The 23,818-nt window shown below is 59.7% G+C and carries 18 protein-coding genes; 8 read left to right on the forward strand and 10 right to left on the reverse strand.

All coding sequences use genetic code 11. The features are described 5' to 3' along the window. Positions 1-111: 111 nt before the first annotated feature. From E0486_RS07980 to E0486_RS07990, 3 genes are read left to right on the forward strand one after another with little or no spacing between them, the layout of a single operon-like run. Positions 112-789, forward strand: coding sequence for a hemerythrin domain-containing protein (locus E0486_RS07980; protein ID WP_131851628.1), 678 nt, complete (start codon positions 112-114; stop codon positions 787-789). Positions 790-837: 48 nt separating this feature from the next. Continuing rightward, a complete protein-coding gene (locus E0486_RS07985; protein WP_131851629.1) occupies positions 838-1,446 on the forward strand; it encodes a c-type cytochrome in 609 nt (202 codons plus the stop codon). A gap of 30 nt (positions 1,447-1,476) precedes the next feature. Next, a complete protein-coding gene (locus E0486_RS07990; protein WP_131851630.1) occupies positions 1,477-2,838 on the forward strand; it encodes a glycosyltransferase in 1,362 nt (453 codons plus the stop codon). Between the two features lie 126 nt (positions 2,839-2,964). Here the strand turns inward: E0486_RS07990 and E0486_RS07995 are convergent, their stop codons facing one another. Beyond that, positions 2,965-3,306 carry an RNA recognition motif domain-containing protein gene (locus E0486_RS07995; protein WP_131851631.1) on the reverse strand — a complete coding sequence of 114 codons (342 nt, stop codon included), beginning with the start codon at positions 3,304-3,306 and terminating at the stop codon, positions 2,965-2,967. A 350-nt stretch (positions 3,307-3,656) separates the two neighbouring features. On the opposite strand from E0486_RS07995, the gene E0486_RS08000 reads away from it, so the two are divergent. The 3 genes from E0486_RS08000 to E0486_RS08010 all read left to right on the forward strand — a co-directional run bounded on the left by E0486_RS08000 (position 3,657) and on the right by E0486_RS08010 (position 11,443). Further along, entirely contained in the window at positions 3,657-8,801 is a 5,145-nt protein-coding gene (locus E0486_RS08000) for a translocation/assembly module TamB domain-containing protein (RefSeq protein WP_165917240.1), read from the forward strand. Continuing rightward, a complete protein-coding gene (gene tamL, locus E0486_RS08005; protein WP_131851633.1) occupies positions 8,798-11,080 on the forward strand; it encodes a translocation and assembly module lipoprotein TamL in 2,283 nt (760 codons plus the stop codon). The genes E0486_RS08000 and tamL overlap by 4 nt, the downstream gene beginning before the upstream one ends. A 111-nt stretch (positions 11,081-11,191) precedes the next feature. Further along, the gene (locus tag E0486_RS08010) at positions 11,192-11,443 is read left to right on the forward strand and encodes a hypothetical protein (RefSeq protein ID WP_131851634.1); all 252 of its coding nucleotides are present in this window, start codon (positions 11,192-11,194) and stop codon (positions 11,441-11,443) included. A 5-nt stretch (positions 11,444-11,448) separates the two neighbouring features. Here E0486_RS08010 and E0486_RS08015 read toward each other — a convergent pair whose 3' ends face one another. The 8 genes from E0486_RS08015 to E0486_RS08050 form a co-directional block, all read right to left on the reverse strand. Further along, positions 11,449-12,105, reverse strand: coding sequence for a 3-oxoacid CoA-transferase subunit B (locus E0486_RS08015; protein ID WP_131851635.1), 657 nt, complete (start codon positions 12,103-12,105; stop codon positions 11,449-11,451). A gap of 82 nt (positions 12,106-12,187) precedes the next feature. Continuing rightward, positions 12,188-12,889, reverse strand: a complete 702-nt coding sequence (locus E0486_RS08020; protein WP_131851636.1) for a CoA transferase subunit A — start codon at positions 12,887-12,889, stop codon at positions 12,188-12,190. 69 nt (positions 12,890-12,958) lie between these two features. Further along, positions 12,959-13,348 carry a DUF4296 domain-containing protein gene (locus tag E0486_RS08025; RefSeq protein ID WP_131851637.1) on the reverse strand — a complete coding sequence of 130 codons (390 nt, stop codon included), beginning with the start codon at positions 13,346-13,348 and terminating at the stop codon, positions 12,959-12,961. Then, complete coding sequence (gene porD / locus E0486_RS08030) at positions 13,345-14,256, reverse strand: type IX secretion system protein PorD (RefSeq protein WP_131851638.1); 912 nt, start codon at positions 14,254-14,256, stop codon at positions 13,345-13,347. Before porD ends, E0486_RS08025 begins: the two co-directional genes overlap by 4 nt. Beyond that, positions 14,257-15,444, reverse strand: a complete 1,188-nt coding sequence (coaBC, locus tag E0486_RS08035) for a bifunctional phosphopantothenoylcysteine decarboxylase/phosphopantothenate--cysteine ligase CoaBC (RefSeq protein WP_131851639.1) — start codon at positions 15,442-15,444, stop codon at positions 14,257-14,259. A gap of 179 nt (positions 15,445-15,623) precedes the next feature. Continuing rightward, on the reverse strand, positions 15,624-15,965 hold the full coding sequence (locus tag E0486_RS08040) for a DNA-directed RNA polymerase subunit omega (protein WP_131851640.1): 342 nt from the start codon (positions 15,963-15,965) through the stop codon (positions 15,624-15,626). Continuing rightward, positions 15,940-16,752: an outer membrane protein assembly factor BamD gene (locus E0486_RS08045; RefSeq protein ID WP_131851641.1), complete on the reverse strand. Its 813-nt coding sequence runs from the start codon at positions 16,750-16,752 to the stop codon at positions 15,940-15,942. Before E0486_RS08045 ends, E0486_RS08040 begins: the two co-directional genes overlap by 26 nt. A gap of 221 nt (positions 16,753-16,973) precedes the next feature. Further along, positions 16,974-18,515 (reverse strand): OmpA family protein, encoded by a 1,542-nt coding sequence (locus tag E0486_RS08050; protein ID WP_243697402.1) that lies wholly within the window; start codon positions 18,513-18,515, stop codon positions 16,974-16,976. Positions 18,516-18,851: 336 nt separating this feature from the next. Between E0486_RS08050 and E0486_RS08055 the strand changes: the two genes are divergently transcribed. Together E0486_RS08055 and recJ are read left to right on the forward strand one after the other, a co-directional pair. Beyond that, positions 18,852-19,796 (forward strand): polyprenyl synthetase family protein, encoded by a 945-nt coding sequence (locus tag E0486_RS08055; RefSeq protein WP_243697403.1) that lies wholly within the window; start codon positions 18,852-18,854, stop codon positions 19,794-19,796. 1 nt (position 19,797) lies between these two features. Continuing rightward, the gene (recJ, locus tag E0486_RS08060) at positions 19,798-21,552 is read left to right on the forward strand and encodes a single-stranded-DNA-specific exonuclease RecJ (protein WP_131851644.1); all 1,755 of its coding nucleotides are present in this window, start codon (positions 19,798-19,800) and stop codon (positions 21,550-21,552) included. A gap of 130 nt (positions 21,553-21,682) precedes the next feature. Here the strand turns inward: recJ and E0486_RS08065 are convergent. After that, positions 21,683-23,818 (reverse strand): beta strand repeat-containing protein (locus E0486_RS08065; RefSeq protein WP_131851645.1); only part of this gene is annotated, 2,136 nt, incomplete at its 5' end.

Consider the following 23,818-nt stretch of genomic DNA (forward strand, 5'->3'; position numbering starts at 1 on the left):
CCCCTTGACGAAGCTCTTCGCGGGGTACATTTTTGTGTCACGAAACCAGGAATAGCCTTTGAAAAATCGGTAACTTCCCATACCCTCCTGAACCATTAAAACCAACCAACCATGAAACGCACCAACTTTTTTCTGCTTATTCACCAGGCGCTCCGCCGCCTGCTCTTCGATACCGCGCAGCTGCTGCAGCAGACGGATTTTTCCAACGAAGACGCAGCGTCGGCCGCGCTCGATGCCGTTCGCGAAACGATCCTGCTGTTTGAAACGCATGCCGCCCACGAGGACCGCTACATTCTTCCCGCCGTTGCTGACTATGAACCTTCCGTGGCCGATTGCTTTGCCCGCGAACACGCCGAAGACCACCGCATCGGGTGCGAGCTGCTCGCCGCGGCAGAAGCCGTGACGGTCGCCGACGCTGCGGCCCGTGCCGGGTGCGGTGTCGCGCTGCAACAGGCCTACCGCAGCTTCCTTGCCTTCAACCTCCAGCATATGGACAAGGAAGAGCGCATCCTCAACGACCTGCTGCTTCGCTACTATACCGTGGCGCAGGTGATGGGCATGCAGTTCCGCATCGTGCAAAGCACGCCGCCGTGGATCCACGACCGCATCGCGCACTGGATGCTGCTGGGCAACAACGAAGCCGATACGGTGCAATGGCTCAAAACCGTGGCCGCCGGCGCGCCGCAGCTTACCTACGACACCCTGCTTCAGAAAGCCGAAGCCTTGTTGCCGCCGGCCCGCTGGGCCTCGCTCCGGCGCCGCCTTGAAATTACCCCTGTCTTCGCCTGACCCTTCACCCGGCCTGTGTCTTCGGAAACAGGCCACAAAACCACGCATATGAAACGGACACTTCTTGTTCTCGGCGGCGTCGTAGCGATCACGGCCTCTGCCCTGCTCTCCTGCAACAATGCTAAGGAACCATCGGCAAACACCGAGGGCCTCAACGATGGGCCGAAAACGGCCGCACAGCCCACCGAATCCGAGTTGATCGCACGTGGTCACTACCTCGTAAACATGATGGGTTGCAACGATTGCCATTCGCCGAAGATCATGACGGCGCAAGGGCCCGCAATTGATTCAGCGCACCTGCTTTCCGGTCACCCGGCGAAGCTGGCGCTGCCCCCGATCGATCAGAAAGCGGCCAAGGATTGGGTGCTTTTCCATCCCAACCTCACGGCATTCGTGGGTCCCTGGGGGGTGTCGTTTGCAGCCAACCTGACCTCCGACGCCAGCGGCATCGGCAACTGGACCGAAGAGCAGTTTTTCCGCGCTATCCGCCAGGGCAAATACAAAGGGCTGGAAGGCGGCCGTTCGCTGCTGCCACCGATGCCCTGGCCGCAATACCGCAATGCTTCGGATGACGACCTGAGCGCCATTTTCCACTACCTGAAATCGACGACGCCGGTAGAGAACGTAGTGCCCGCATCGATCCCGCCGCAACACTAGCGTGAAACCAAAACCGAAAACACCGCAACCATGAACCCGCAAGCCCTGCTTTCCCTGCAGCCCGGCACGAAGGTGCTCTTTGCCTGCGTGCCCTTCGACGGCCACTTCAGCCCGCTGACCGGCCTCGCCCGTTACCTGTCTGAAAAAGGCTGCGACGTGCGCTGGTATACCTCGGCCGATTACCGGGAAAAGGTGGAGCGCCTCGGCCTGCGCTTTTACTGCCTGCGCAAAGCGAAGGACGTCCACGCCGACGACATCGACACGCTCTTCCCCGAGCGGGCGCGGCTGAAGTCGCAGGTAAAAAAGCTCGTGTTCGACCTCGTTCATTGCTTTATCCTGCGAGCCCCGGAATATTTCGAAGACCTCCAGGCCATCCGCAAAGAATTCCCGTTCGACGCGCTGGTGTGCGACGTAGCCTTCGGCGCCATCCCGTTCGTGACCGACCTGATGCGGGTACCGGTGTTTGCCATGGGTATCGTTCCGCTCACCGAAAGCTCGCGCGATCTTCCCCCGGCCGGCCTCGGCATGACGCCCTCCGCCTCCTTTGCCGGACGCCGCCGCCAGGACCTGCTCCGCTTTGTAGCCAACCGCATCCTGTTTGCACGGCCCGACAAGGTGATGCGGCGCCTGCTGCGCGCGCATGGTATCGAGCCGGTGGGCCGGAACGTGTTCGACCTCAATACGAAAAAGGCCACCCGTTTGCTGCAGAGCGGCACGCCGGGCTTTGAATTCCGCCGCAGCGACCTCGGCCGCAACATCCGTTTCGTGGGCGCACTGCTGCCCTGGCGCAAGCCTTCGGGCACCCAGGCCTGGTTCGACGAGCGACTCAACCGGTATGAAAAAGTGGTGCTGCTGACACAGGGCACGGTGGAGAAGGATATAACGAAGCTGCTGGTGCCTGCCCTCGAAGCCTTCCGCGACAGCGACTGCCTGGTGCTATGCACGACGGGCGGCAGCGACACGGCCGCCCTCCGCGAGCGTTTTCCCGAGCCGCACATGATCATCGAAGACTTTATTCCCTTCAGCGACGTGCTGCCCTATACCGACGTGTACGTGACCAACGGCGGCTACGGGGGCGTACTGCTTGCCCTGGAGCACGGGGTGCCGATGGTGACCGCCGGTGTGCACGAAGGCAAGAACGAGATCTGCGCCCGCGTGGGCTACTTCGAGCTCGGCATCAACCTGCGCACCGAGCTGCCGGGGCCCGTACAGGTCCGGGAAGCTGTAGACCAGGTGCTGGGCAGTTCCGTATACGCGCACAATGCCCGCCGGATGGCTGCCGAGATCGCACATTACCCCAGCAATGAGCTCTGCGCACACTATATGGCGGAGCTGCTCGGCGCGGCGCCCCTGTCGCTGGCAGAGGGAGCTTCCGCCCTGCATCAGATTTAGCAATTTTTGTTCGGAAATAAGCAAGGCAACAAGGCTACCTGTCCAGGTGGCCTTTCTTTTTGGCCAAACGGGCATGAAAAAGCCCCGACGAAAACGTCGGGGCCATTTCTTGCGAACTATCGTTGCTTAGTAACGGTTCTTGTTGTAGCCGCCGCCGTTGTTGCCGCCGAAGCCGCCACCACGGTTGCCACCGCCGAAACCACCACCCGAACGCTCCGGACGAGCTTCTTTCGGACGGGCTTCCATTACGCGGATCGTGCGACCTTCAACGATACCGTTGTCCAGTTCGGCAATCGCCTTCTGGGCAGCCTCGTTGTCGGGCATTTCTACGAAACCGAAACCACGGCTCTTGCCGGTGAATTTGTCGGTGATCACTTTGGCAGACGATACGTCGCCGTACTCGGTGAAGAAGGCGCGGAGGTCTTCGTCCTGAACGTTGAAGCTCAGGTTGGAAACATAAATGTTCATGCTTTACTTTTTTAAAAAAAGAACGATTAAAAATTTTGAGTAGTCGGGGCAAAAAAGTAAAGGACGATTGACAGAACAGCGGGGGGAAAGACTGAACAGAAGCAAAATCACTTGTACTTAACGCGAGGCACTCAAATAACAGGACAAAGATACGGGTTTTCGGGGGACGGGCTATGCTGCTTTTGATTAATCTTCTGTTAAGCACCCCCGATGCCCCCCCGGGATCGGCGGCCCTCTTTTCAACCCCGGAAAAAGCAATGGTTGACGCTGTAGAAAAGGCTCCACAGGGCCCTTTCAAAAGGCAGGGTCTGCTATTTGCCTCCATAGGGCTACGCCAACAGGACCTTCCGATGTCAACAGAAAAAAACACCCTGACCGTTCATCGTCGCACGCCCGTGCAGCGCATCGCCCGCGTGCTTCTCAAAACCGTGCTGTTCCTGCTGCTTTTTGTTGTGGTGGTAGCCCTGCTCCTGCTGCTGCCGCCGGTGCAGCGCTATGCCAGTCACAAAGCGGCCGGCTACCTGTCGGAAAAACTGCACACCCGCGTGGAGATCGGCTCCATCCGCATCGGCCTTCCCCGCCTCGTGACCATCGAAAACCTGTACATGGAAGACCGCACGCACGACACCCTCATTGCCGGTGGCCGCGTGCATGCCAACATCGACCTCTTCCGCATTTTTTCCAACGAGCTGGCGATCAAAGACGTCCAGTTTGAAAACGTCACCGCCAAGGTGAAGCGCGTGCTTCCCGACACGGTCTACAACTTCCAGTTTGTGCTCGATGCCTTTATGGGCGAACAATCCAAGAACCCCGATACCGCCGCCTCGCCGGTGATGAAGCTCGAAGTACGCAACCTCGGGCTGAAGAACTGTCACGTACTGTACAAAGACGTGCTGACCGGCAATGATATGGACGCCACGATCGCCCGGATGGACGCGAAGATCGACACGCTCGACCCCTACGGCTTACGCTTCAACGTGCCACTGGTGGACGTGCAGGGCCTGCGCGTGCGCTATTACCAGACGCGCCCGCTGACCGCGCCGCCCGTGAATGCATCGGCCACGCCCGCCCGGTCGCCCGCGCCGAAGCTGACGCTCGGCCAGGTGCGGCTCCGCGACTCCTGGATCGACTACGGCAACGAGACCTCCGCCTTTTATACCCAGCTCAAGATCGGCGACCTGCTGCTCCAGGGCCGCGACATCGATTTGGAAAAGCAGGTGCTGCACCTGGCTTCCCTCCGCCTCGACCGAAACGACATCGTCATCCGCCTCGGCCGCAAGCCCGAGGCGCGTGCCGTAGCAGCCGCCATTGCGCACAAGGCCGACTCCATTGCTTCGGAACCTTGGGCGGTGCGTGTGGACGCGATCGAGCTCAATGGCAACCATATCCGCTTCGACAATGACAACGCGCTGCGGCAGCCCTACGGCATCGACTACGCCCACTTCGACGGCTCCGACCTGACCCTGGGCATCCAGAACCTCGTGTTCCATAAAGACTCCATCGCCGCCTCCGTGACTAAGGGCAACTTTCGTGAAAAGAGCGGCTTCCAGCTCGACGAGCTCCGCGGCGACCTGCTCTACGCCAACCAGGTGGCCTACCTCCGCAACCTGTCGCTCCGCACCCCCGGCACGAGCCTGCAGCGTTCCGCCGAGCTGCGCTACGCCTCGCAGGACGCGCTGGCAAAAGACTTCGCCCATACCTTTTTCGACGTCGACATCCGCGACAGCCGCGTGCAGGTGAAAGACATCCTCGCCTTTGCCCCGCAGCTGCGCAGCAATCCCGCCTTCCGCAACCCCTCGGCCGTGTGGACCCTCAACCTGCAGGGCTCCGGGACGATGGACCGCCTCCAGATCGCGGCCCTGCAGTTCAGCGGACTCCGCAATACCCGCATCGACGCCTCCGGCACGCTCGCCGGGCTGAACAACCCCAAAGCCGCCGGCGGAACGTTCCGCATCCGCCGCCTGCATACGTCGCAGACCGACATCGCCACCTTTACCGGAAAGCGCCTCGACAACGCTCAGATGGACCTGCCCGAGAACTACGACATCAGCGGCACCCTGTCGGGCAACATGGAAAGCATCTCGGCCAACCTGGCCATGGCCACCGAATACGGCAACGCTGCGGTGAACGGCACCTTCAGTAACCTGACCGTGCCGGAGAAGACCCGTTACCATACAACGCTGTCCACACGCAGCCTCCGCCTCGACCGCATCCTGCGCGGCAAGGCACCCGTTGGCGCGCTGACGGCCAACTTCCGCGTCAACGGCTCGGGACTCACGCCCAATACGATCAATGCCCGCTTCAACGGCTCGGTTCCGGCGGTGACCTACAATAAGTATAACTACAAGAACATCCGCCTCGACGGTCGCCTGACGCCCTCCACCTTCGCGGTGAAGACCGATGTGCGCGATCCCAACATCGACCTGACGCTCAACACGACCGGCACCTACGGGAAGGCACTTACGTTTAAAGTGAACGGGTTTGTAGACAGTGTGAAGACGCTACCGCTCGGATTTACAACGCAGCCCCTGACCTTCCGCGGACGCATCAACGGCGAGGTGACCGAGCTGAGCACCGACCACCTTGACGCGCGGTTGTTCGTTACCGAAGCCTTGCTGGTATCGGGCAAGGAGCGCGCCCCCTTCGACAGCCTGAGCCTCGTGTCGTACCACAACGGCTCCAACAACATTATGGAAGTGCGCAGCCCCTTCCTCAATGCCGACCTCAACGGCCGCTACCGCTTCTCCGACCTGGGTTACATCATTCAGAACAACATACAGCCCTACTTCGGTGTGGGGAACAGCTACAAGGCCGCTACGGTGCAGCCCTACAACATTACCTTCCGCCTCGATGCGACGAATGCGCCGCTGTATAAAGCGTTGCTGCCCGGGCTGTCGTTCAACCAGCCACTGCATGCCGACGGTACGATTGCGAGCGGCCGCGGAATCAACGCCAACGTCACCGCGCCCGACCTGGCCTTCAACGGCAACAACATCAGCGGCCTCAACCTGACCGTGACTACCACGCCGGCCGGCCTGCAGGTGTCCGGCGACCTGAGCCGCTTCTTCAGCGGCAGCACCTTCAATATCTACAACGCACGCCTGACGGCCACGGTGCAGAACAACGTGATCGACTTCAACCTGGGGGTAAACGACAAGGCCAATGCACCGAAGTACCGCCTCAGCGGGCTCCTGCGGCAACCGGCCAAGGGCACCTATGTGCTGTCGCTGCGCCCCGACAGCCTCCTGCTGAACTACCAGGCCTGGAGCATCGGCGCCGGTAACCAGCTGACCATAACGCCTACCGCCATCGGCGCCAATAATTTCGTGCTGAGCCGCGACGGGCAGTCGCTCGCCATCAACAGCCAGGGTGGAACGGGCAGCCCGCTGGATGTGCGCTTTACCAACTTCCGCCTCGGCACCATCACCGGCTTCCTCCGGCCCGACTCGTTGCTCGCCGACGGCCTGCTCAACGGCGGGGCCAGCTTCCGAAACCTGCCCAAAAACCCGCTCTTCACCAGCGACCTGACGATCTCCGACCTCAGCTTCCGCAAAGACACCATCGGCAACGTGGCCCTGCGGGTGAACAACGCGTCCGGAGACCGTTACGTAGCCGATGTGACGGTAACGGGCAAGGGCAACGATCTCGGTATTTCGGGTACCCTGGATCCACAGGCCGGCGGCGACATCGCCCTGGACCTCAATCTCGCCATCCGCGCCCTGCAGCTGCAGTCGCTGCGCGGCGCACTCGCCTCCTTCGTGACCGACGCTTCCGGCAACATCTCCGGTGGCGCATCGATCCGCGGCACGACCGCCGCACCCAAAGTCAACGGTACGCTCCGCTTCAACAACGCCTCGCTGAGCACCGTCGCCCTCGGCGGCCCGCTGACCATCGATAACGAGGAACTTACCGTTACCGAGCAGGGCTTCCGCTTCGACAATTTCGTCATACGCGACTCGGCGCAAAACGCGCTGACACTCAACGGCACCGTGGCCACCAGCAACTTCACCAATTACAACTTCGATCTCGACGTCAACGCCAATAACTTCCGCGCGCTCAATACCGAGAAACGCCAGAACAGTCTCTATTACGGTAAACTTTACCTCGACACGCGCGTACACATCGGCGGCACCGAAACGGCTCCCGTGGTGGACGGAAATATCGGCGTGAAAGACGGCACCGCCTTGTCGATTGTCATCCCGCAGCGCGAGCCCGGCGTGGTAGACCGCGACGGCGTTGTGGAGTTCGTCGACTTCAGCAACCCGGCCTCGGATACGCTGTTCAAAAATTACGATACACTGAACCGCTCCGACATACTCGGCTTCGACGTGTCGGTGAACATAGACATTGCAAAGGAAGCGGCCTTCAACGTGATCGTGGACGTGGCCCAGGGCGACCTCCTCAACCTTAAAGGCCAGGGCAACCTGACGGCCGGCGTTGACCCGAGCGGCAAGATCTCACTCACCGGCACCTACGTGATCAACGAAGGCGCCTACCAGTTTTCGCTCAACTTCCTGCGCCGCCGCTTTACGGTGGATGCCGGCAGCCGCATTACCTGGCTGGGTGAGCCCACCGCCGCGCAGCTCGATGTAACGGGCCGCTACGAAGCCGTCACCGCACCGCTCGACCTCGTGGAGCAGGTGGTGCCCGAGCCGACGCAACGCAACTACTTTCTGCAGAAGCTGCCGTTCCAGATCCTGCTGTACCTGCGCGGCGAGCTGATGAAGCCCGACTTGAGCTTCGACATCCAACTGCCGACGGGCCGCAGCTTCAACGTGGCCGGCGACGTGGTGAACACGGTCAATACGCGCCTCGCGCAGTTGCGCCAGGAGCCTTCGGAACTAAACAAGCAGGTTTTCGCCGTGCTGCTGCTCAACCGATTTGTGGGTGAAAACCCGTTCCAGTCGAACGGTGGCGGCTTCAATGCCGGCTCCTTTGCCCGCACCAGCGTGAGCAAGCTGCTTACCGAGCAACTCAATAACCTCGCGTCCGGTCTTATCAGCGGCGTGGACCTCAACTTCGACGTCGCCTCCAGCGACGACTATACCACGGGCGAGCGCCGCAGCCGCACCGATCTCAACGTGGGCCTCAGCAAGCGTTTGCTCAACGACCGCCTGCAGGTGACCGTGGGCAGCAACTTCCAGCTAGAGGGTCCGCAACAAGGCAACCAGTCGTCGAACAACATCGCCGGCAATGTGCAGGTAAACTACCAACTGAGCAAAGACGGACGCTACATGCTGCGCTTCTACCGCCGCAACGATTATGAAGGCTTCGTGGATGGTTATGTGATCGAGACAGGCCTTGGCTTTATCCTCTCGGTGGATTACAACCGCTTCCGCGAGGTGCTGCAGGGCCGCCGTGTGCGTCGCGAGGTAAAGAAGCGCGAAAAAGAAAACCAGGAACAACTGCCGCCGCAGAACCCCGACCGCACTCCGGCCGTGGCACCGGCGCCTACCGCAAACGAACAAGGATCTAAAGAAAAGGAACAAGAATGAGCAAGGCATTTTACGCACTCGCCCTCACGGGCGGCATCCTGCTGGCCGGCTGCAGCGGGACCAAGCACCTGCCCCCAGGCGAACATTTGTATACCGGCGCCCGCACCAAGATCACCCAGACCGACGACCTGACGGTGCGGCAGCGCAAAGTGCTTGATGAAGACCTCGAAAACCTGGTTCGCCCGCGGCCCAACTCGAGCTTCCTCGGCCTCCGCTTCAAGCTTGGCATCTACAACCTGTTTTACAAGGCGAAACCAAACTCTTTCTTCGGCCGCCTGCGCGACCGCCTCGGCGAGCCGCCCGTACTCCTGAGCAGCATCGACATCAACAACAACATCAAGCTGCTCGACAACCACGCGCAGAACAAGGGCTTCTTCCTCGTGCACACGACCATCGACTCCGTGGTGAGCGGACGGAAGGGGCACCTCAACGTGAACGTCGCCGCCGGACCGCAATACACCATCAACAGCGTCCGTTTTCCGACCGACAGCATCGAGCTAACGCGCGACATCCGTGCCGACGTTGACAAAAGCCTGCTGAAGCCAGGCGATCCCTACGATCTCGACGTGATCAAGGGCGAGCGGACCCGCATCGACGCGCGCCTTAAGGAAAAAGGTTATTTCTACTTCAACCCCGAATACCTGCTCATGCAGGTGGACAGCACGATCGGCAGCCACAAGGTGGACATGGTGCTGGTGGTGAAGCCCGACGCGCCGCAGGACGCGCTCGTGCCCTACCGCATCAACAATACCTACATCCTGGCCAACTACCGCATTACAGGCAACAATCCCGATACCAGTATTTCTACGGCCCATCCCTACGAGGGCTTTCAGATCGTAGACCGTCGCAAGCGCTTGAAGGACTGGTTCTGGCCGCGGATTATGGTCTTCCGTACCGGCGACCTCTACAACCGCACCGACCACAACACCACGCTGGCGCGCCTCATCAACCTCAACGAGTTCCGCTACGTCAAGAACCGCTTCGAGCCCGTGGGCGACAGCGCCAAGCTGGATGCGTACTACTACCTCACGCCGCAGCCGAAGAAGAATCTTCGGGCCGAGATCGGCCTCACCACCAAGTCGAACAACCTCAACGGGTCGCAGATCAACGTTACCTGGCGCAACCGCAACACGTTCCGGCAGGCCGAGCAACTGGTGGTGAGCGGCTACATCGGCACGGAAACGCAATTCGGCGGCACCTTCCAGGGCTACAATACCTACCGCGCGGGTGCCGAGGCCACCTTCTCGATCCCACGCTTCGTAGTGCCTTTCTTCAAGGTCAATACTACCAGCGCATTCGTGCCCCGCACCAACATCCAGCTGGGCTACGACGCACTGCAGCGTATGAAGCTCTATACGGTCAATTCCTTCCGCGGTCAGTTAGGGTATTCCTGGAAGCCGAAGCCGCAGGTAAGCATCGAGGCCAACCCGGTCAGCATCAACTACGTGCAGCCGATCAACGTAACGCAGGAATACCGCGACAGCGTACGCAGCCATCCCTACCTGAGGCACGTGGTCGATTCGCAGTTCGTGCTGGGGTCCAACTTCCAGTATAATTTCAACGAGGTGGCCAACGGCCTGGTAAAACTGAACTCGTTTTACTTCAACGGGCTGGTGGATGTTTCCGGCAACGTAGCCGGCCTCCTTACCGGCGCTACGGCCAAAACGCGCCCGAAGCGGATCGCCGGCGCGATCTTCGACCAGTATGTAAAGCTTGAGGTCGATGGCCGCTGGTACCGCAAGGTGGGCCTCCGCTCCAGTTGGGTCAACCGCCTCATTCTCGGTTACGGCATCCCGTATGGCAACTCCAGCCAGATGCCCTATATCAAGCAATTCTTCGTGGGGGGCAACAACAGCCTGCGCGGCTTCCGCAGCCGCTCAGTCGGGCCCGGCACTTTTTTCGACACGACGGCAACAACGTTTCTGGGCGACCAGACCGGGGATATCAAGATGGAACTCAACACCGAATTCCGCCCGCATATTTCGGGGCCGCTGTATGGCGCCGTGTTCATCGACGCCGGCAACATCTGGCTGGCCAAGGAAGATCCCGAACGACCCGGGTCCGGCTTCGGAGGGAACTTTCTCAACCAGCTGGCGGTGGACGTGGGCATCGGCATTCGCCTCGACGTGACGATCTTCGTGATCCGCCTCGACGGCGGCTTCCCGATCCGCAAGCCCTGGGAACAGAATCCGTGGGTGATCAATGCGATCAAATTCAGTCAGCGCGACTGGCGCCGCTCCAACATCATCTACAACCTGGCAATCGGCTATCCTTTCTGATAAGCAGATTCCTGTAGCTCTTGTATAGCGAAACCGATAGCGCCGGCAAAAAAGATGCGAAGCATTCCGGGCGGGAGTGGGCCAACCGTATTTTTACGGTCCACCTCCCCTATGCACGAGAAAGCCATTCCCTCGATCCATTTCAGCACCGTACTGTTCGTTGACGGACAGCCTGTGAGCTACGAGCTTGTACAGCACAACAACATGGTACGCCTCGTGCCCGACAGCCTGCTGGCCATATGCCGCAGCGTACCCGAGATCGAAGCCACGCGCAGCGGCCGTAGCTGGCGGCTGGAGCCGTCGCTTCACCGCGACCTCGCCGACCAGGTGCTCGAAGACCTGGCGCGGCTCGTGCCTTGCTGACTCAATCAGAATTTCATTTCAGGAATATCGCCGTCCACCAGCAGCTTGCCGGCGGTCTTGGCCTGGATCTCCTCCACCGACACGCCGGGCGCACGCTCCAGCAGTCGGAAGCCTCCGGGTGTAACGTCCAGTACGGCCAGCTCGGTCACGATCTTCTTCACGCAACCCACACCGGTAAGCGGAAGCGTACAGGCCGGCAGCAGCTTCGACTCGCCCTTCGGATTGGTATGCATCATTGCCACGATGATGTTGCGCGCGGAAGCCACGAGGTCCATGGCGCCGCCCATCCCTTTGACCATCTTCCCGGGGATCTTCCAGTTGGCGATGTCGCCGGTTTCGCTTACCTCCATGGCGCCGAGCACCGTGAGGTCGACCTTGCCGGCGCGGATCATACCGAAGCTTTCGGCCGAATCGAAAAAGACACCACCAGGGACCACCGTCACGGTTTCCTTGCCGGCGTTAATGAGGTCGGCATCGATGGCTTCTTCGCTGGGGTAGGCGCCCATGCCCAGCATGCCGTTTTCGCTTTGCAGCATGATGAACATGCCTGCGGGAACGTAGTTAGCTACCAGCGTGGGAATGCCGATGCCGAGGTTTACATACATGCCGTCGCGGAGTTCCTGCGCGATGCGTTTGGCAATACCATATTTATCTAGGGACATAGTGCAATCAGGTATAGAGTGGTTAAAGTCGGAAGGGCGAAGTCGGAGGCAGTGATGCCGGAATAAAATCAGGCATCAGCGATCAGACATCCGCCATCTTCACGGTGCGCCGCTCGATGCGCTTTTCGTAGCCCGAACCCTGGAAGATGCGGTGCACGTAAATGCCCGCCACATGGATGCTGTCGGGGTCGAGCGCGCCGGGCTCTACCAGCTCCTCCACTTCGGCAATGGTGATGTGCCCGGCCTTGGCCATGGAGGTAGAAAAGTTTCGGGTGGTCTTGCGGAAAACGAGGTTGCCGTAGCGGTCGCCCTTCCAGGCCTTCACGATGGCGAAGTCGGCGTGCAGTGCATGTTCCATCAGGTATTGCTTCCCGTTGAATGCGCGCACTTCCTTTCCATCGGCGATCTCGGTGCCGACACCTGCGGGTGTAAAGAAGGCCGGGATGCCCATGCCCGCCATCTGGATGCGCGTGGCGAGGGTACCCTGCGGGATGAGGTCCACTTCGAGCTCGCCGCTCAGCAGCTGCCGCTCGAATTCGGCGTTTTCGCCTACGTAGGAAGCCATCATCTTGCGAACCTGGCGGCTTTGCAGCAGCAGGCCCAGGCCGAAGTCATCCACGCCGGCGTTGTTGGAAATACAGGTGAGGTCTTTCACACCCCGGTCGCGGAGCGCCGCGATACAGTTTTCTGGTATGCCGCACAGGCCAAAGCCACCAAGCATGATGGAGGCGCCATCGGCAATATCGGATACGGCCGCGGCCGCGTTTTCATAAACCTTGTTCATATAGCGCGAATAGGCTCCAAAAATAAGGAACCGCGGTTCACCGCTCCCGATTTTTACCGGGCGCACCTGCTATTGTACATTGCCCGGTGTAGCCGGGCGTCCTTTACGGCGCAAGCCCGCAGGAGCCGCGGCCGAATCGATATTGGGCTGTCGCTGCAGCGTGTCGAACAGGCTGCGCAACAGTGCGGGATGTGCTTTGTAGTAAGTGAAGGAGCGGCGGAATTCGGCTTCGCTCACACCGGCGTCGCGGAAGGCCGCGCGGTAGCGGTGAATGCGCTCGGCGTTGGGATCTGCGAGCGGTCCCTGCTCTTGCTGCAGGCCAACGTATTCATCGGCGGCGATGACGCCTTTCAGCACCGGAGCCATGCGCGCGGGCGGCAGCACGTCGTCGGGCAGGCGCTCGTTTTGGGCGCAGGCGCCCAGCAGGCAAAGTGCCGCGATCGGGATCCAGCGCATCATTTAAGGTCTTTGTAAAGTTGGGTGTTGGTCACGTCGAGCCGGGAGAGCAGCTCGCGCGCGCGCTGCTTCTGCTCGGGTTTCGCCTTGCTGAACACGCGGAACAGCTCGTTGCTCTTGCCCTGGAAGAACACTGCCAGGAACATCATATTCGGGTTATCGCGGTTCACACTTTCCAGGTTGTTGAGCACCGTGAGCAGGTTGGCGCGGGCCGCGTCTTCATTGCTGGTCAGCTGGTCGAAGCCGTTGCGGTAGTAACCGTAAACAGCGTCGTGAAAAAGGGTGAACCGGTTGTCGGTAAGATTCTCTATGAGACGAAAGCGGTTGCGCACACCGTCGAAGGCTTTCCAGCCCGAAATGTCGCGGCCCTCCGGGGCCTGGTTCACGATGTTCTGTGCTTTGATGAAGTAGGGATCGCCGCCGCGGGGACCGAAGGAATCGTAGTCGAGACCGATAATCAGGTTGGCGTAGTAGGCCAGCATCGCGGTGATGTTGGAGGCCAGCGGGTCGTTGCCCTGCACACGGTTCTCGTTGAATTCAACGGGCTGAAACTCGATGTATTTGAACACGAAGTCGTTGTCCTGGAAGTTGAGTAGCGCCGACTCATACGAGGTGCCGTACACGGGCCTTGCGGCCTGTACGGTGAGGGAAGCCTTGAAAACGTTATTACCCAGGTCTTCGGTGACGGTGATGAGGAAGTTGCATTTGATGCGCTCCTGCGGCTGCCAGGTGTCGGTGGTCCACTTGCGGGCGTTCATGAAGTTGTTGAGCGCCGTTTGCAGCGTAGTGAAGATCTTCTTGTCCACCTGCGAAGAAACGCGTTGGGCCACTACCGACACGCGTGCCTGCAGTTCCTGCGCCTTTCCGGCGCTGCCCCACAGCAGCAGGGCGATCACGAGTATTTTTTTCATTCAGATCAATTCGGTTATTGCGTCTACGATCGAGCGGGCCACGTCCGTTTTGCTTTGCAGCGGCAGGGGACGCTGGCGGCCATCTTTGTAGAACAGGGTCACTTTATTGGTATCGGTGCCGAACCCGGCGCCCGCATCGTTGAGCGAGTTGAGCACCAGCAGGTCGGCGCCCTTGCGTTCGAGCTTCTGGCGGGCGTGCGCTTCTTCGTTTTCTGTTTCGAGGGCAAAGCCCACCAGCACCTGTCCATCCTTCTTCTGCTTCCCGAGGGTTCCGAGAATGTCGGCGGTTTTCTTCAGCGTAAGCGTCAGTCCGCCTTCCGCCTTCTTGATCTTTTGTTCGCTTACCTCCACCGGCGTGTAGTCAGCCACGGCAGCCGCCATCACGGCAATGTCGTAGTCGTTGCGTTCAAGGCAGGCTTCCAGCATGGCCTGCGCCGATGATGCCTTTACGACCTCTACCCCCGCCGGTGCCGGCAGCGACACCGGGCCCGACACCAGGCGCACGTCGGCGCCCCGGAAGGCGAGCTCCACCGCCAGGGCATAGCCCATCTTGCCGGAAGAATGGTTGCCGATAAAACGAACGGGATCGAGGGCTTCGTATGTGGGCCCGGCCGTCACCAGCACTTTTTTGCCCGCCAGCTCTCCGCGTACGGCGCAAAAGCGGCGCAGCCAGTCGCGGATCGTTTCCGGCTCGGCCATACGGCCCTCTCCTACCAGTCCGGAGGCAAGCTCCCCGTGCTCGGCCGGCAGCACCTGCACGCCCCAGCTACGGAGCTTTTCAAGGTTGCTGCGGGTAGAGCCGTGATGCCACATGTCTTCATCCATCGCCGGGGCCACCAGCACAGGACAGGTAGCCGAAAGCCAGGTGGCGAGCAGCAGGTTGTCGCACTGCCCCGAAGCCATTTTGGCGAGCGTGTTGCAGCTGAGCGGTGCCAGCACGAACACGTCGGCCCAGCGGCCGAGGGCCACATGGTTGGCCCAGGCAGCCTCGTCGAACAACTTGCTCAGCACGGCACTTTTCGAAAGCGTGGACAGCGTCAGCTCCGACACAAAGTCTTTGGCCGCATCGGTCATCAGCACCCGCACTTCGGCGCCCTCCTTTACCAGGAGGCGTACGAGCATCGGGATCTTGTAGGCCGCGATGGAGCCGGTGATACCGAGTAAAACTTTTTTGCCAGAAAGAGACATGCGGTTAAAGATAGAAAACAGGGCGTGAAAGAAATGTTCAATGTTCAACGCTCAATGCTCAATTTTCAAGGGGCTGTTTACCTGGAGCCTTGAAAATTGAGCATTGAATATTGATTATTTCGAAAGTAAAAGCCATATCGGTACGATATGGCTTTGTATGCGATAGGCGGAAGTGTTCCTCAACGGAACAGGTCGTCTTCGTTCTTGCGGTGGTAGATCTTGTCTTCCAGGAATTCCTGAGTGGCAAGGAGGGCCGGGTTCGGCATCTTCTCGTAGGCGCGCGAGATCTCTATCTGCTCTTTGTTCTCGTGCACTTCCTCCAGGCTGTCGGTGTGGCTGGCAAACTCCTCGAGCTTGCTGTGCAGTTCCTCTTTCAGGGAGATGTTGATCTGGTTGGCGCGTTTGGCGATGATAGCGATCGACTCGTACACGTTGCCGGTACGGTTCTTCATATCATTCAGGTCCTTTGCCTCCACATTGTTGGAGAGGCTGGCGCTATGCTGGCGTCTTAGACGGCTCATGGGCAATTGCTTTTAACTGATTTTGCGACAAAGATAAGAATTGTTGCACCTCCTTCACGTAGCTACTTTGCGGGAAGCGGTCCATGAAGTCGGTGCATTCGTCCACCACCTTGCCGTAGCGCTCCTCGCGTTTTTCTTCCACGCTGAGCTGGGCAAAGAGGTAGTAAGATTTGATGGCCATGAACAGGTACATGTCCGATTCCTGCGAATCGGGGTAGTTGTTCATGACGGCTTCGTAGGCGGTGGCGGCCGCGCGGTACTGGCCGAGGTCGAAATAAAGTTTGGCCGCGCTGCGGTCCTTCGCCTCCAGTTTGGCACGGCTCGCGTCTACGATGGCGCCGGCTTCCTTGTTGCGGGCAGAGCCGGGGTGGGTGTTGATGAAGGTCTGCATCATTCCCATCGCCTTGATCGTGTTGGTCTGGTCCAGCTCGGGCTTCGGCGACTGACGGTAATAGGTGTAGGCGCGCATGTACTCCATCTCTTCGGAGCGCGTGCTGTGCGGGAACACCTCCACATAGGTCTTGAACAGGTTCTCGGCATTCACCCAGTCGTGCTGGTAATAAGCCGTATAGGCGTACTTGTAGTAGATGTCCTCGAATTTCTGGGTACCCTTGAAGTAAGGCATGATGTCTTCGAAAATCTGCTGGGCGAAGCTGTACTTCTTTTTGGCGAAGTAATCTTCCGCCTTGCGCAGCTTGTATTCGGGATCCTTGCTCTTGAGCACCTTCGACACACTGTCGCAGGAGGCCAGCATCAGGCCCAGGCATAAAACGAGGAATAAACGCATAAAGAGGGGCAAAGGTAATTAGTTCCGGCAATATTAGCGTTTACCGCGGCTGAGCAAGGGGCCCACCCGTTAAGATTTAACTAAAAGGCACCGGGTTCAGGAGGTTCAGGAGGTTGGTTGACGGGCAGGTAGCAAATAACGAATAAACTAATCGACCAATAAACAAAAAAGCCCCTCTTGCGAGGGGCTTTGGTATAACGGACTTAAAAGACAAGCCTGGATTAGCGGTTGCGCAGGTTCGGGTGGGGAGCCGGAACGTTGGCCGGGCCTTCTTCACCTTCGTTAGCGCCGCGGAGGTCAACCGTGTTGCAGTCGCCGCCGGTCTGGCCGTACTGGAAGATGAAGCGGTCAGCGCTGAGGCCTTCTTTCTCCACCATGTAGTTAATCACTGCGTTCACACGCTCCCAGCTACGCTGCTGCTCGGCTTTGGTGCTCTGGCAGTAGCCGATCACCACTACTTTACAACCGGGGCTGTTGCGGAGGCGGCCTGCTACCGAAGCCAGCATGCTCTTGGCATCGCTGCTCAGGGTAGCGCTGCTGCCGCTGAAGGTAACGGCGGGCAGGGTACCGAGGGCGGCGGCGCAGGCGTTGCTGTCCTTCTTGGTACCGCAATCAGCGGGGCAGGGGCACTTACCAACACCATCGGCGTCAACCGGCTGGCAGTAGGTCGGGGTAACGAGTTCTTTATCGCGGCAATCGGGAACACCGTCGCCGTCCGTGTCGCGGCTCACACCGTGCGCGTCAACCGGGCAGCCGGCGGGGGTCTGCTCGAGGTCGAGCTGGTCGGTCACACCGTCGCCGTCGGTATCAGGCAGTACGGGCTTCGGCAGCTTCATCAGGCGGGGGTTGCGGATCTCGCTGTAAGCGTAATCCAGCGGGTTGAGCCACCACAGGGGTTCTGTCGACTTGGCGCCCAGGTTCATGTTGATACCGAGCGACGCGTAGTTATAGGTATCGAAGTTCTGCGTGAGTACGGGCGAACCGGGGGTTTGCTCGGCCCAGCGCTGACCGTCGTACAGGTCGTCGTTGGTGAAGGTAAAGCGGTCTTCGATCGCTACGTTGAAGCGGTTGCTCAGCTTGAAAGCGATACCGGCGCCTACCGTACCTACGGTCTTGTAGCTCATGCCGAACAGTTTCGGACGACGCTCACCGTGGTTCTCACCGGCGGTCTCGTAGGTGTTGTCCATCAGGCTCTTCAGGGCCTTGCGGGTGTCTTTGCGGGTTTTCCACGTGCCACCGGTGATGGTGTTGTAGTTATAAGCCTGACCGTTGGCATCCAGGGCGTTCACCTTGGTGTCGTAGATCGAGCCGCCTACACCGGCGATTGCATAGAGGGCGAAGCCCGTCTTGGCACGGTGGAAGCGAACGTTGTTCAGGGTGATGATGCCTTCCAGCATCAGGTCCTGGATGTTCGTCTTGTAGTTGTAATAAACCGGTACGATCGCGGGAGCGCCGGTGGAGCCGCTCGTGGGCAACAGGGGCGAGTACACGTTGTTTACATTCGTCGTGAACGCCGGGTTGTACCGGTAGTTATACGAAGGGCGCCAGTTGAGGCCCTTGGCAATGCCATACATGTACTCCAAACGGGCGGAGAACAGGTAGCCGAATGCCTTCCGTACGTGGATACCGGCAGCCCAGCTCGGCAACGCGTCCACATCACCGGAGATGTTGAGCAGACCGCCCTTGATACCGATTTCCCACTGGTTGCGGGGTTTCGCGGGGAAGTTATACGAACCGTTCATGAATTCCGTATGCTGCGGCATCCGGCGCGAAGGGATTACGGAAGAGTCGCTTACTGAGCTCTTTCCCACAGACGTGGAAGTGCTCGTCTGGGCGAACCCGGCCGATGCCAACAGACACAATGCGCCTGTCAATAGAGTAATTTTTTTGCTTGCCATACACTGGGTGTTAAAATTTGAAAAACTAAGTCCTGGGGACAAAAATAAACGATGACGTACAAATACCAAACTTTTGTATTTAATTCAGTTAATTTCTCTGTCAATTTGATTCCGGGAAACAGCAATTCTTATACCATAGTGAATTATTAATCAGGCCCTTTGTACCTTGCCTGCCAATTACGAATGCGGCTACCTGTTAATTTGATCGAAGAGGAGCTGCGGATCTTTGAGCAGAAATTCAAGGAAGCCGCCAGCAGTCAGGTGTCCATGCTGGACCGTATCATGCGGTACATTGTGAAACGCAAGGGCAAGCAGCTCCGGCCCATGTTCGTTTTTCTTTCGGCAAAACTCTGCGGCACCGTGAACGAGGCCACCTACCGCGCGGCTTCCCTGGTGGAACTGCTCCACACCGCCACACTGGTGCACGATGATGTGGTGGACGATGCCTCCGAACGTAGAGGTTTTTTCTCGGTTTATGCATTGTGGAAGAACAAGATATCGGTACTCGTGGGCGATTACCTGTTGGCCAAGGGCCTGCTGCTTTCGCTCGACAACAGCGACTTCCGCATTCTCCAGCTCCTGTCGAACGCCGTGCGCCAGATGAGCGAGGGCGAGCTGCTGCAGCTCGAGAAATCCCGTACCCTCAACCTCGACGAGTCGGTGTATTTCGAGATCATCACCGGCAAGACCGCTTCCCTCCTCTCGGCCGCCTGCGCCGCGGGCGCCTACGCCGCCTCCGGCGACGAAGCCCTGACGGCCACCATGAGCCGGTTCGGCGAGAAAGTGGGCATCGCCTTCCAGATTAAGGACGACCTCTTCGACTACGCTTCCGAAGACGTCGGCAAACCCACGGGCAACGATATCCAGGAAAAAAAGCTTACCTTACCTCTGATCTATACGCTCAACAACGCCGACCGCCCCACGCGGCGGAAGTTGATCTACATCATCAAAAACGAAAACAGGGACAAAAGGAAGGTTCAGTATGTGCTCGACGCCGTGCAGCAACACAACGGCATCGCGTACGCACAGGGCGTCATGCAGACGTACAAGCAGGAAGCCCTCGACCTGCTGGCAACCTTCCCCGAGTCGCCCATCCGGGCCGGCTTTGCAGATCTTGTGAACTACGTAACCGACAGGAGGTATTAAGATGGATGCAAAAACGACAATCCCTGTTTCCGCCAAACGCTGGCGGATCGCTCATGCCGAGCAGGAAAAAGCCCAGGAACTTTTCCGCGCCCTGCGCATACACCCGGCCCTGTGCCAGGTGCTGGTACAACGCGGTATAGAAACCTTCGACGCCGCCAAGGCCTTCTTCCGTCCTACCATCGACCAGCTGCACAGCCCCTGGTTGCTGAAAGACATGGACAAGGCCGTGGACCGCGTGCTCAAGGCCTTCAACGAAGAAGAAAAGATCCTCGTGTTCGGCGACTACGACGTGGACGGTACCACTAGCGTCGCTTGTATGTACCATTTCCTGGCGCGGCACTATAACCGGCTCGACTTTTACATTCCCCACCGCTATAAGGAAGGATACGGCGTGAGCAAGGCCGGTATCGATTTCGCGCACGAGAACGGGTTTACCCTCATCATCGCGCTCGACTGCGGCATCAAGTCGGTAGAGCTCATCGCCTACGCCAAAAGCCTGGGCATCGACTTCATCGTGTGCGACCACCACCTGCCCGACGAGCGCCTGCCCGACGCGGTGGCCATCCTCAACGCCAAGCAACCCGGCTGCCCCTACCCTTTTAAGGAACTGTGCGGCTGCGGCGTCGGCTTCAAGCTCATTTGCGCGCTCTGCGAAAAGATGCAGCTCCCCATGGAGGAAGCCTGGTGGTACCTCGACCTCGTGGCCACGGCCATCGCCGCCGACATCGTGTCGATGAGCGGTGAAAACCGTACCCTCGCCTTCTGCGGGCTCGAGAAGGCCAACCGCGACCCCAACTTCGGCATCCGCGCCCTCTCCGTGCTGAGCAACCATCAGGGGCCGCTGCAGATCAATAACCTCGTGTTCATGATCGCGCCGCGGGTCAATGCGGCCGGCCGGATGGACGATGCGCGCAAAGCAGTGCAGCTGTTCCTCTCCGAAACGCTCGAAGAAGCCACCCGCTGGGCCGAGCAGCTGCACACCGACAACAGCCAGCGCAAAGAGGCCGACAGTAGTATTACGGAAGAAGCCCTCGCGCTCATCGGCGGCGATGAAACATTGCTGAACCGACTCAGTACCGTATTGTACCAACCGCATTGGCACAAGGGCGTGGTGGGTATCGTTGCCTCCCGCCTCATCGAGCACTACTACCGCCCGACCATCGTGCTCACGCAGAGCGGCGACGTGGTGGCGGGCTCCGCGCGCAGCGTTACAGGCTTCAACGTGTATGAAGCCATTCACCAATGCCGCGACCTGCTGCTCGGCTACGGGGGCCACTTCTATGCTGCCGGCATGACGATGCACCCCGACAACGTGGAGGCATTCGTGGAGCGCTTTGAAGAGGTGGTGAAGGAATCCATCCACCCCGACCTGCTGATCCCCGAGATCCTTATCGATATCGAGCTCAACTTCCGCGACATCACGCAGTCTTTTTATAACATCCTGGCACAGATGGAGCCCTTTGGTCCCGACAACCTGCGCCCGAGTTTCATCAGCCGCCGTGTGATGAACACCGGCTACAGCCGCGTGGTGAAAGAAAAGCACCTCCGTTTCTCGCTGCGTCAGGACGGCGTGACCTTCACGGGCATCGGCTTCGGTATGGCCGACAAGATGCCGCTGCTGGAGCAAAACAAGCCCGTAGACGTGGTGTACAAGATCGACATCAATGAATGGAACGGCGAAAAAAGCCTGCAGCTGAGGATGGTGGACGTCAAACTGAGCGATCCCAGCCCCCTCCCCCCCGAGGGCGGCGCTTAGGCCGACCACTCTGCTCTGTTATTGAAGCCTGCTTTCGAGCGGGCTTTTCCATTTTCGATCCTGCTTGGATCAGAGCAAAAAAAACCTCGCTCCGGAAGAGCGAGGTTTTTTTTATAAGAACCGTCTGGTCTTAGTGGCGGATCACGATGGTCTGGCTGGCAACCGTACCGTCGTTGTTTACAACGCGGAGCACATAGGTGCCGGCGGCCAGGGAGGCCGGCAGGCTGATGCGCTCGTTGATGTAATTCGCCTGGAGGAACAGGTTGCGGCGATACACCTGGGCACCAACGCTGTTGTACAGCACGATGCCGTGGTAGCCATTGTTCACTCCGGTCAGGGTCAGCTGGAACGACTGTCCGGCCACAACGGGTACCGGCCAGATGCGCAGACCGGCAACGAGGCCCGGCAGGGTCACGCTTTTCAACGTACCGAAGCCGATGGCGCCGGCGTTGCGGGCATAGGCGCGGTAGTAGATCGTGCTGCCCGGAACGAGGTTGCCGAGGTTCACCAGGTAGCTGGCACCCGTGGGGATGCCCGGAGCGGCCACTTGCGTGCCGGTGCCCGGTGCGAAGCCGGCGATGGTGCTCCACTCGATGCCTTCTTCCGTAAGGGCCGAGCAGCCATTGGCCAGCACGGCGCCGCGGAGCGATACCGAACCGTGGCTGATGTTGGTAGAGTCGAGCGTAACCACCGTGGGGCCCTGCACCTTACCGGCACCGGTAGCGTTGACGATGATCGTGCTGCCGAAGCCGCCACCGCTCACCTGGATGCCGTTGTTGTAGGCCTGCACCGCTGCGGGCGCGAACTGTACAAATACGGTCTGGCTGTACGAGCCGCCGGGTTGCGCGAGCGCCAGGGCCGGGCTGTAGGGGCCGGTGGCCGTGGTGGCAAACTGGTAGCCGCTGGTAGCTGCTACAGTGATGTTGCCCGCGGTGAGGTTAGTACCCGTGATGGTGAAGCTTTTCGGTGCCGAAACCGTACCGACGCAAGTCGTGTCGAAAGCAGCCAGTGCTGAAGCCGTCAGGGAGATCACCGGGCCGGCGGCCGTGGTGAAGGAACCCTGGGTGCTGTAGGCCGTGCCGCCGCCGTTGGTGGCGAAGCTGTGGTAGTAGTAAGTCGTGTTCGCCGTGAGACCGCCCAGGTTGACGCTGAACGCGCCGCCTGCGAGGTTGGTGGCCGGCACCTGCGTGCCCGAACCGTTGGCGAAGCCGCTGGTAGTGCTGTATTCAACACCGTAGGTCGTTACCGCCGTGCAACCGTTGTTGCTGATGGTAGCCGGAACGGTAGCCGAAATGTTGGTCACGCTGGTAGCAGCGCCCGCCGTTACCGTTGGGGCGTTGTTGGCACCGGTGCCCGAAGCGGCTACGTTGATGGCCGTTGCGCCGCCACCCGATACGGGGATGTTGCCGTTGTAGGCCTGGAGCGCCGTGGGCGTGAATTGTACAAATACGGTCTGGCTCAGCGCGCCGCCCGTAGTGGGGATGGTCAGCGAGGAGCTGTACGTACCGCCTGAGGTAGTGCTGAAGGCGAAGCCTGCGAGCGGGCCAACGGTCACGTTGCCGGCGGCGAGGTTGCTACCGGTAATGGTGAAGCTGTTGGCAGCAGACGTCACATTCTGGCAGATGTTGCCGAAGGCCGTCAGGGTCGTAGCGGTCAGGCTCGGACCGATCGCCGTGGTAACGGTGATTTCGTTCGAATTAACCGAAGTACCCGATGCATTCGTAGCGCGCACCACGTAGTAGTACGTCGTGTTCGGGGCCAGTCCGGTCACGTTGTAGGAAGTTACGTTGCCTACGGGGAGGTTCTGGTAGCCCGTTACGTAAACAGGTGTCGAAGCACCGCCGGCAGCTTTTACATAGATAGCGGTCATGCGGCTCGTGCCACCCGAAGCTACCGTGCTGTTGTTCACCGAAACCGTGCTGGCTACTACCCAGCGGATCTGCACGAGCGGCTGGTTTTCAGCAGCGGCCGGAAGGGCCAGGTCGGTCACACCGAAGAAGGTGGCCGGGTTGGCGGCAACAGGAGGCGTGGTCACAGCGATGGTACCGCCGGTCACGTCGTTCCAGGTGCCGGTGCTGCCTACGCGGTACTGCACTTTCCAGTCGCGCGGGCCGGTGTTGGAACCACCCTGCAGCGAAGAAAGCTTCAGGTTGGTGGCACCGGTCGTGTTCACACCGATCATCCAGTATTTCGTATCCACACCGTTGTCCCAACCGCTCGTCGATACCGACTGCGGGTTGGTTCCGCCGAGGGCCGAAGGGCCAGC

The sequence above is a fragment of the Flaviaesturariibacter aridisoli genome, assembly GCF_004343705.1.
GTDB lineage: Bacteria > Bacteroidota > Bacteroidia > Chitinophagales > Chitinophagaceae > Flavisolibacter > Flavisolibacter aridisoli.

Coding starts and splice junctions, on each gene's coding strand:
- E0486_RS07980 (WP_131851628.1), top strand. CDS start 112: ATGAAACGCACCAACTTTTTTCTGCTTATTCACCAGGCGCTCCGCCGC.
- E0486_RS07985 (WP_131851629.1), top strand. CDS start 838: ATGAAACGGACACTTCTTGTTCTCGGCGGCGTCGTAGCGATCACGGCC.
- E0486_RS07990 (WP_131851630.1), top strand. CDS start 1,477: ATGAACCCGCAAGCCCTGCTTTCCCTGCAGCCCGGCACGAAGGTGCTC.
- E0486_RS07995 (WP_131851631.1), bottom strand. CDS start 3,306: ATGAACATTTATGTTTCCAACCTGAGCTTCAACGTTCAGGACGAAGAC.
- E0486_RS08000 (WP_165917240.1), top strand. CDS start 3,657: ATGTCAACAGAAAAAAACACCCTGACCGTTCATCGTCGCACGCCCGTG.
- tamL (WP_131851633.1), top strand. CDS start 8,798: ATGAGCAAGGCATTTTACGCACTCGCCCTCACGGGCGGCATCCTGCTG.
- E0486_RS08010 (WP_131851634.1), top strand. CDS start 11,192: ATGCACGAGAAAGCCATTCCCTCGATCCATTTCAGCACCGTACTGTTC.
- E0486_RS08015 (WP_131851635.1), bottom strand. CDS start 12,105: ATGTCCCTAGATAAATATGGTATTGCCAAACGCATCGCGCAGGAACTC.
- E0486_RS08020 (WP_131851636.1), bottom strand. CDS start 12,889: ATGAACAAGGTTTATGAAAACGCGGCCGCGGCCGTATCCGATATTGCC.
- E0486_RS08025 (WP_131851637.1), bottom strand. CDS start 13,348: ATGATGCGCTGGATCCCGATCGCGGCACTTTGCCTGCTGGGCGCCTGC.
- porD (WP_131851638.1), bottom strand. CDS start 14,256: ATGAAAAAAATACTCGTGATCGCCCTGCTGCTGTGGGGCAGCGCCGGA.
- coaBC (WP_131851639.1), bottom strand. CDS start 15,444: ATGTCTCTTTCTGGCAAAAAAGTTTTACTCGGTATCACCGGCTCCATC.
- E0486_RS08040 (WP_131851640.1), bottom strand. CDS start 15,965: ATGAGCCGTCTAAGACGCCAGCATAGCGCCAGCCTCTCCAACAATGTG.
- E0486_RS08045 (WP_131851641.1), bottom strand. CDS start 16,752: ATGCGTTTATTCCTCGTTTTATGCCTGGGCCTGATGCTGGCCTCCTGC.
- E0486_RS08050 (WP_243697402.1), bottom strand. CDS start 18,515: ATGCCGCAGCATACGGAATTCATGAACGGTTCGTATAACTTCCCCGCG.
- recJ (WP_131851644.1), top strand. CDS start 19,798: ATGGATGCAAAAACGACAATCCCTGTTTCCGCCAAACGCTGGCGGATC.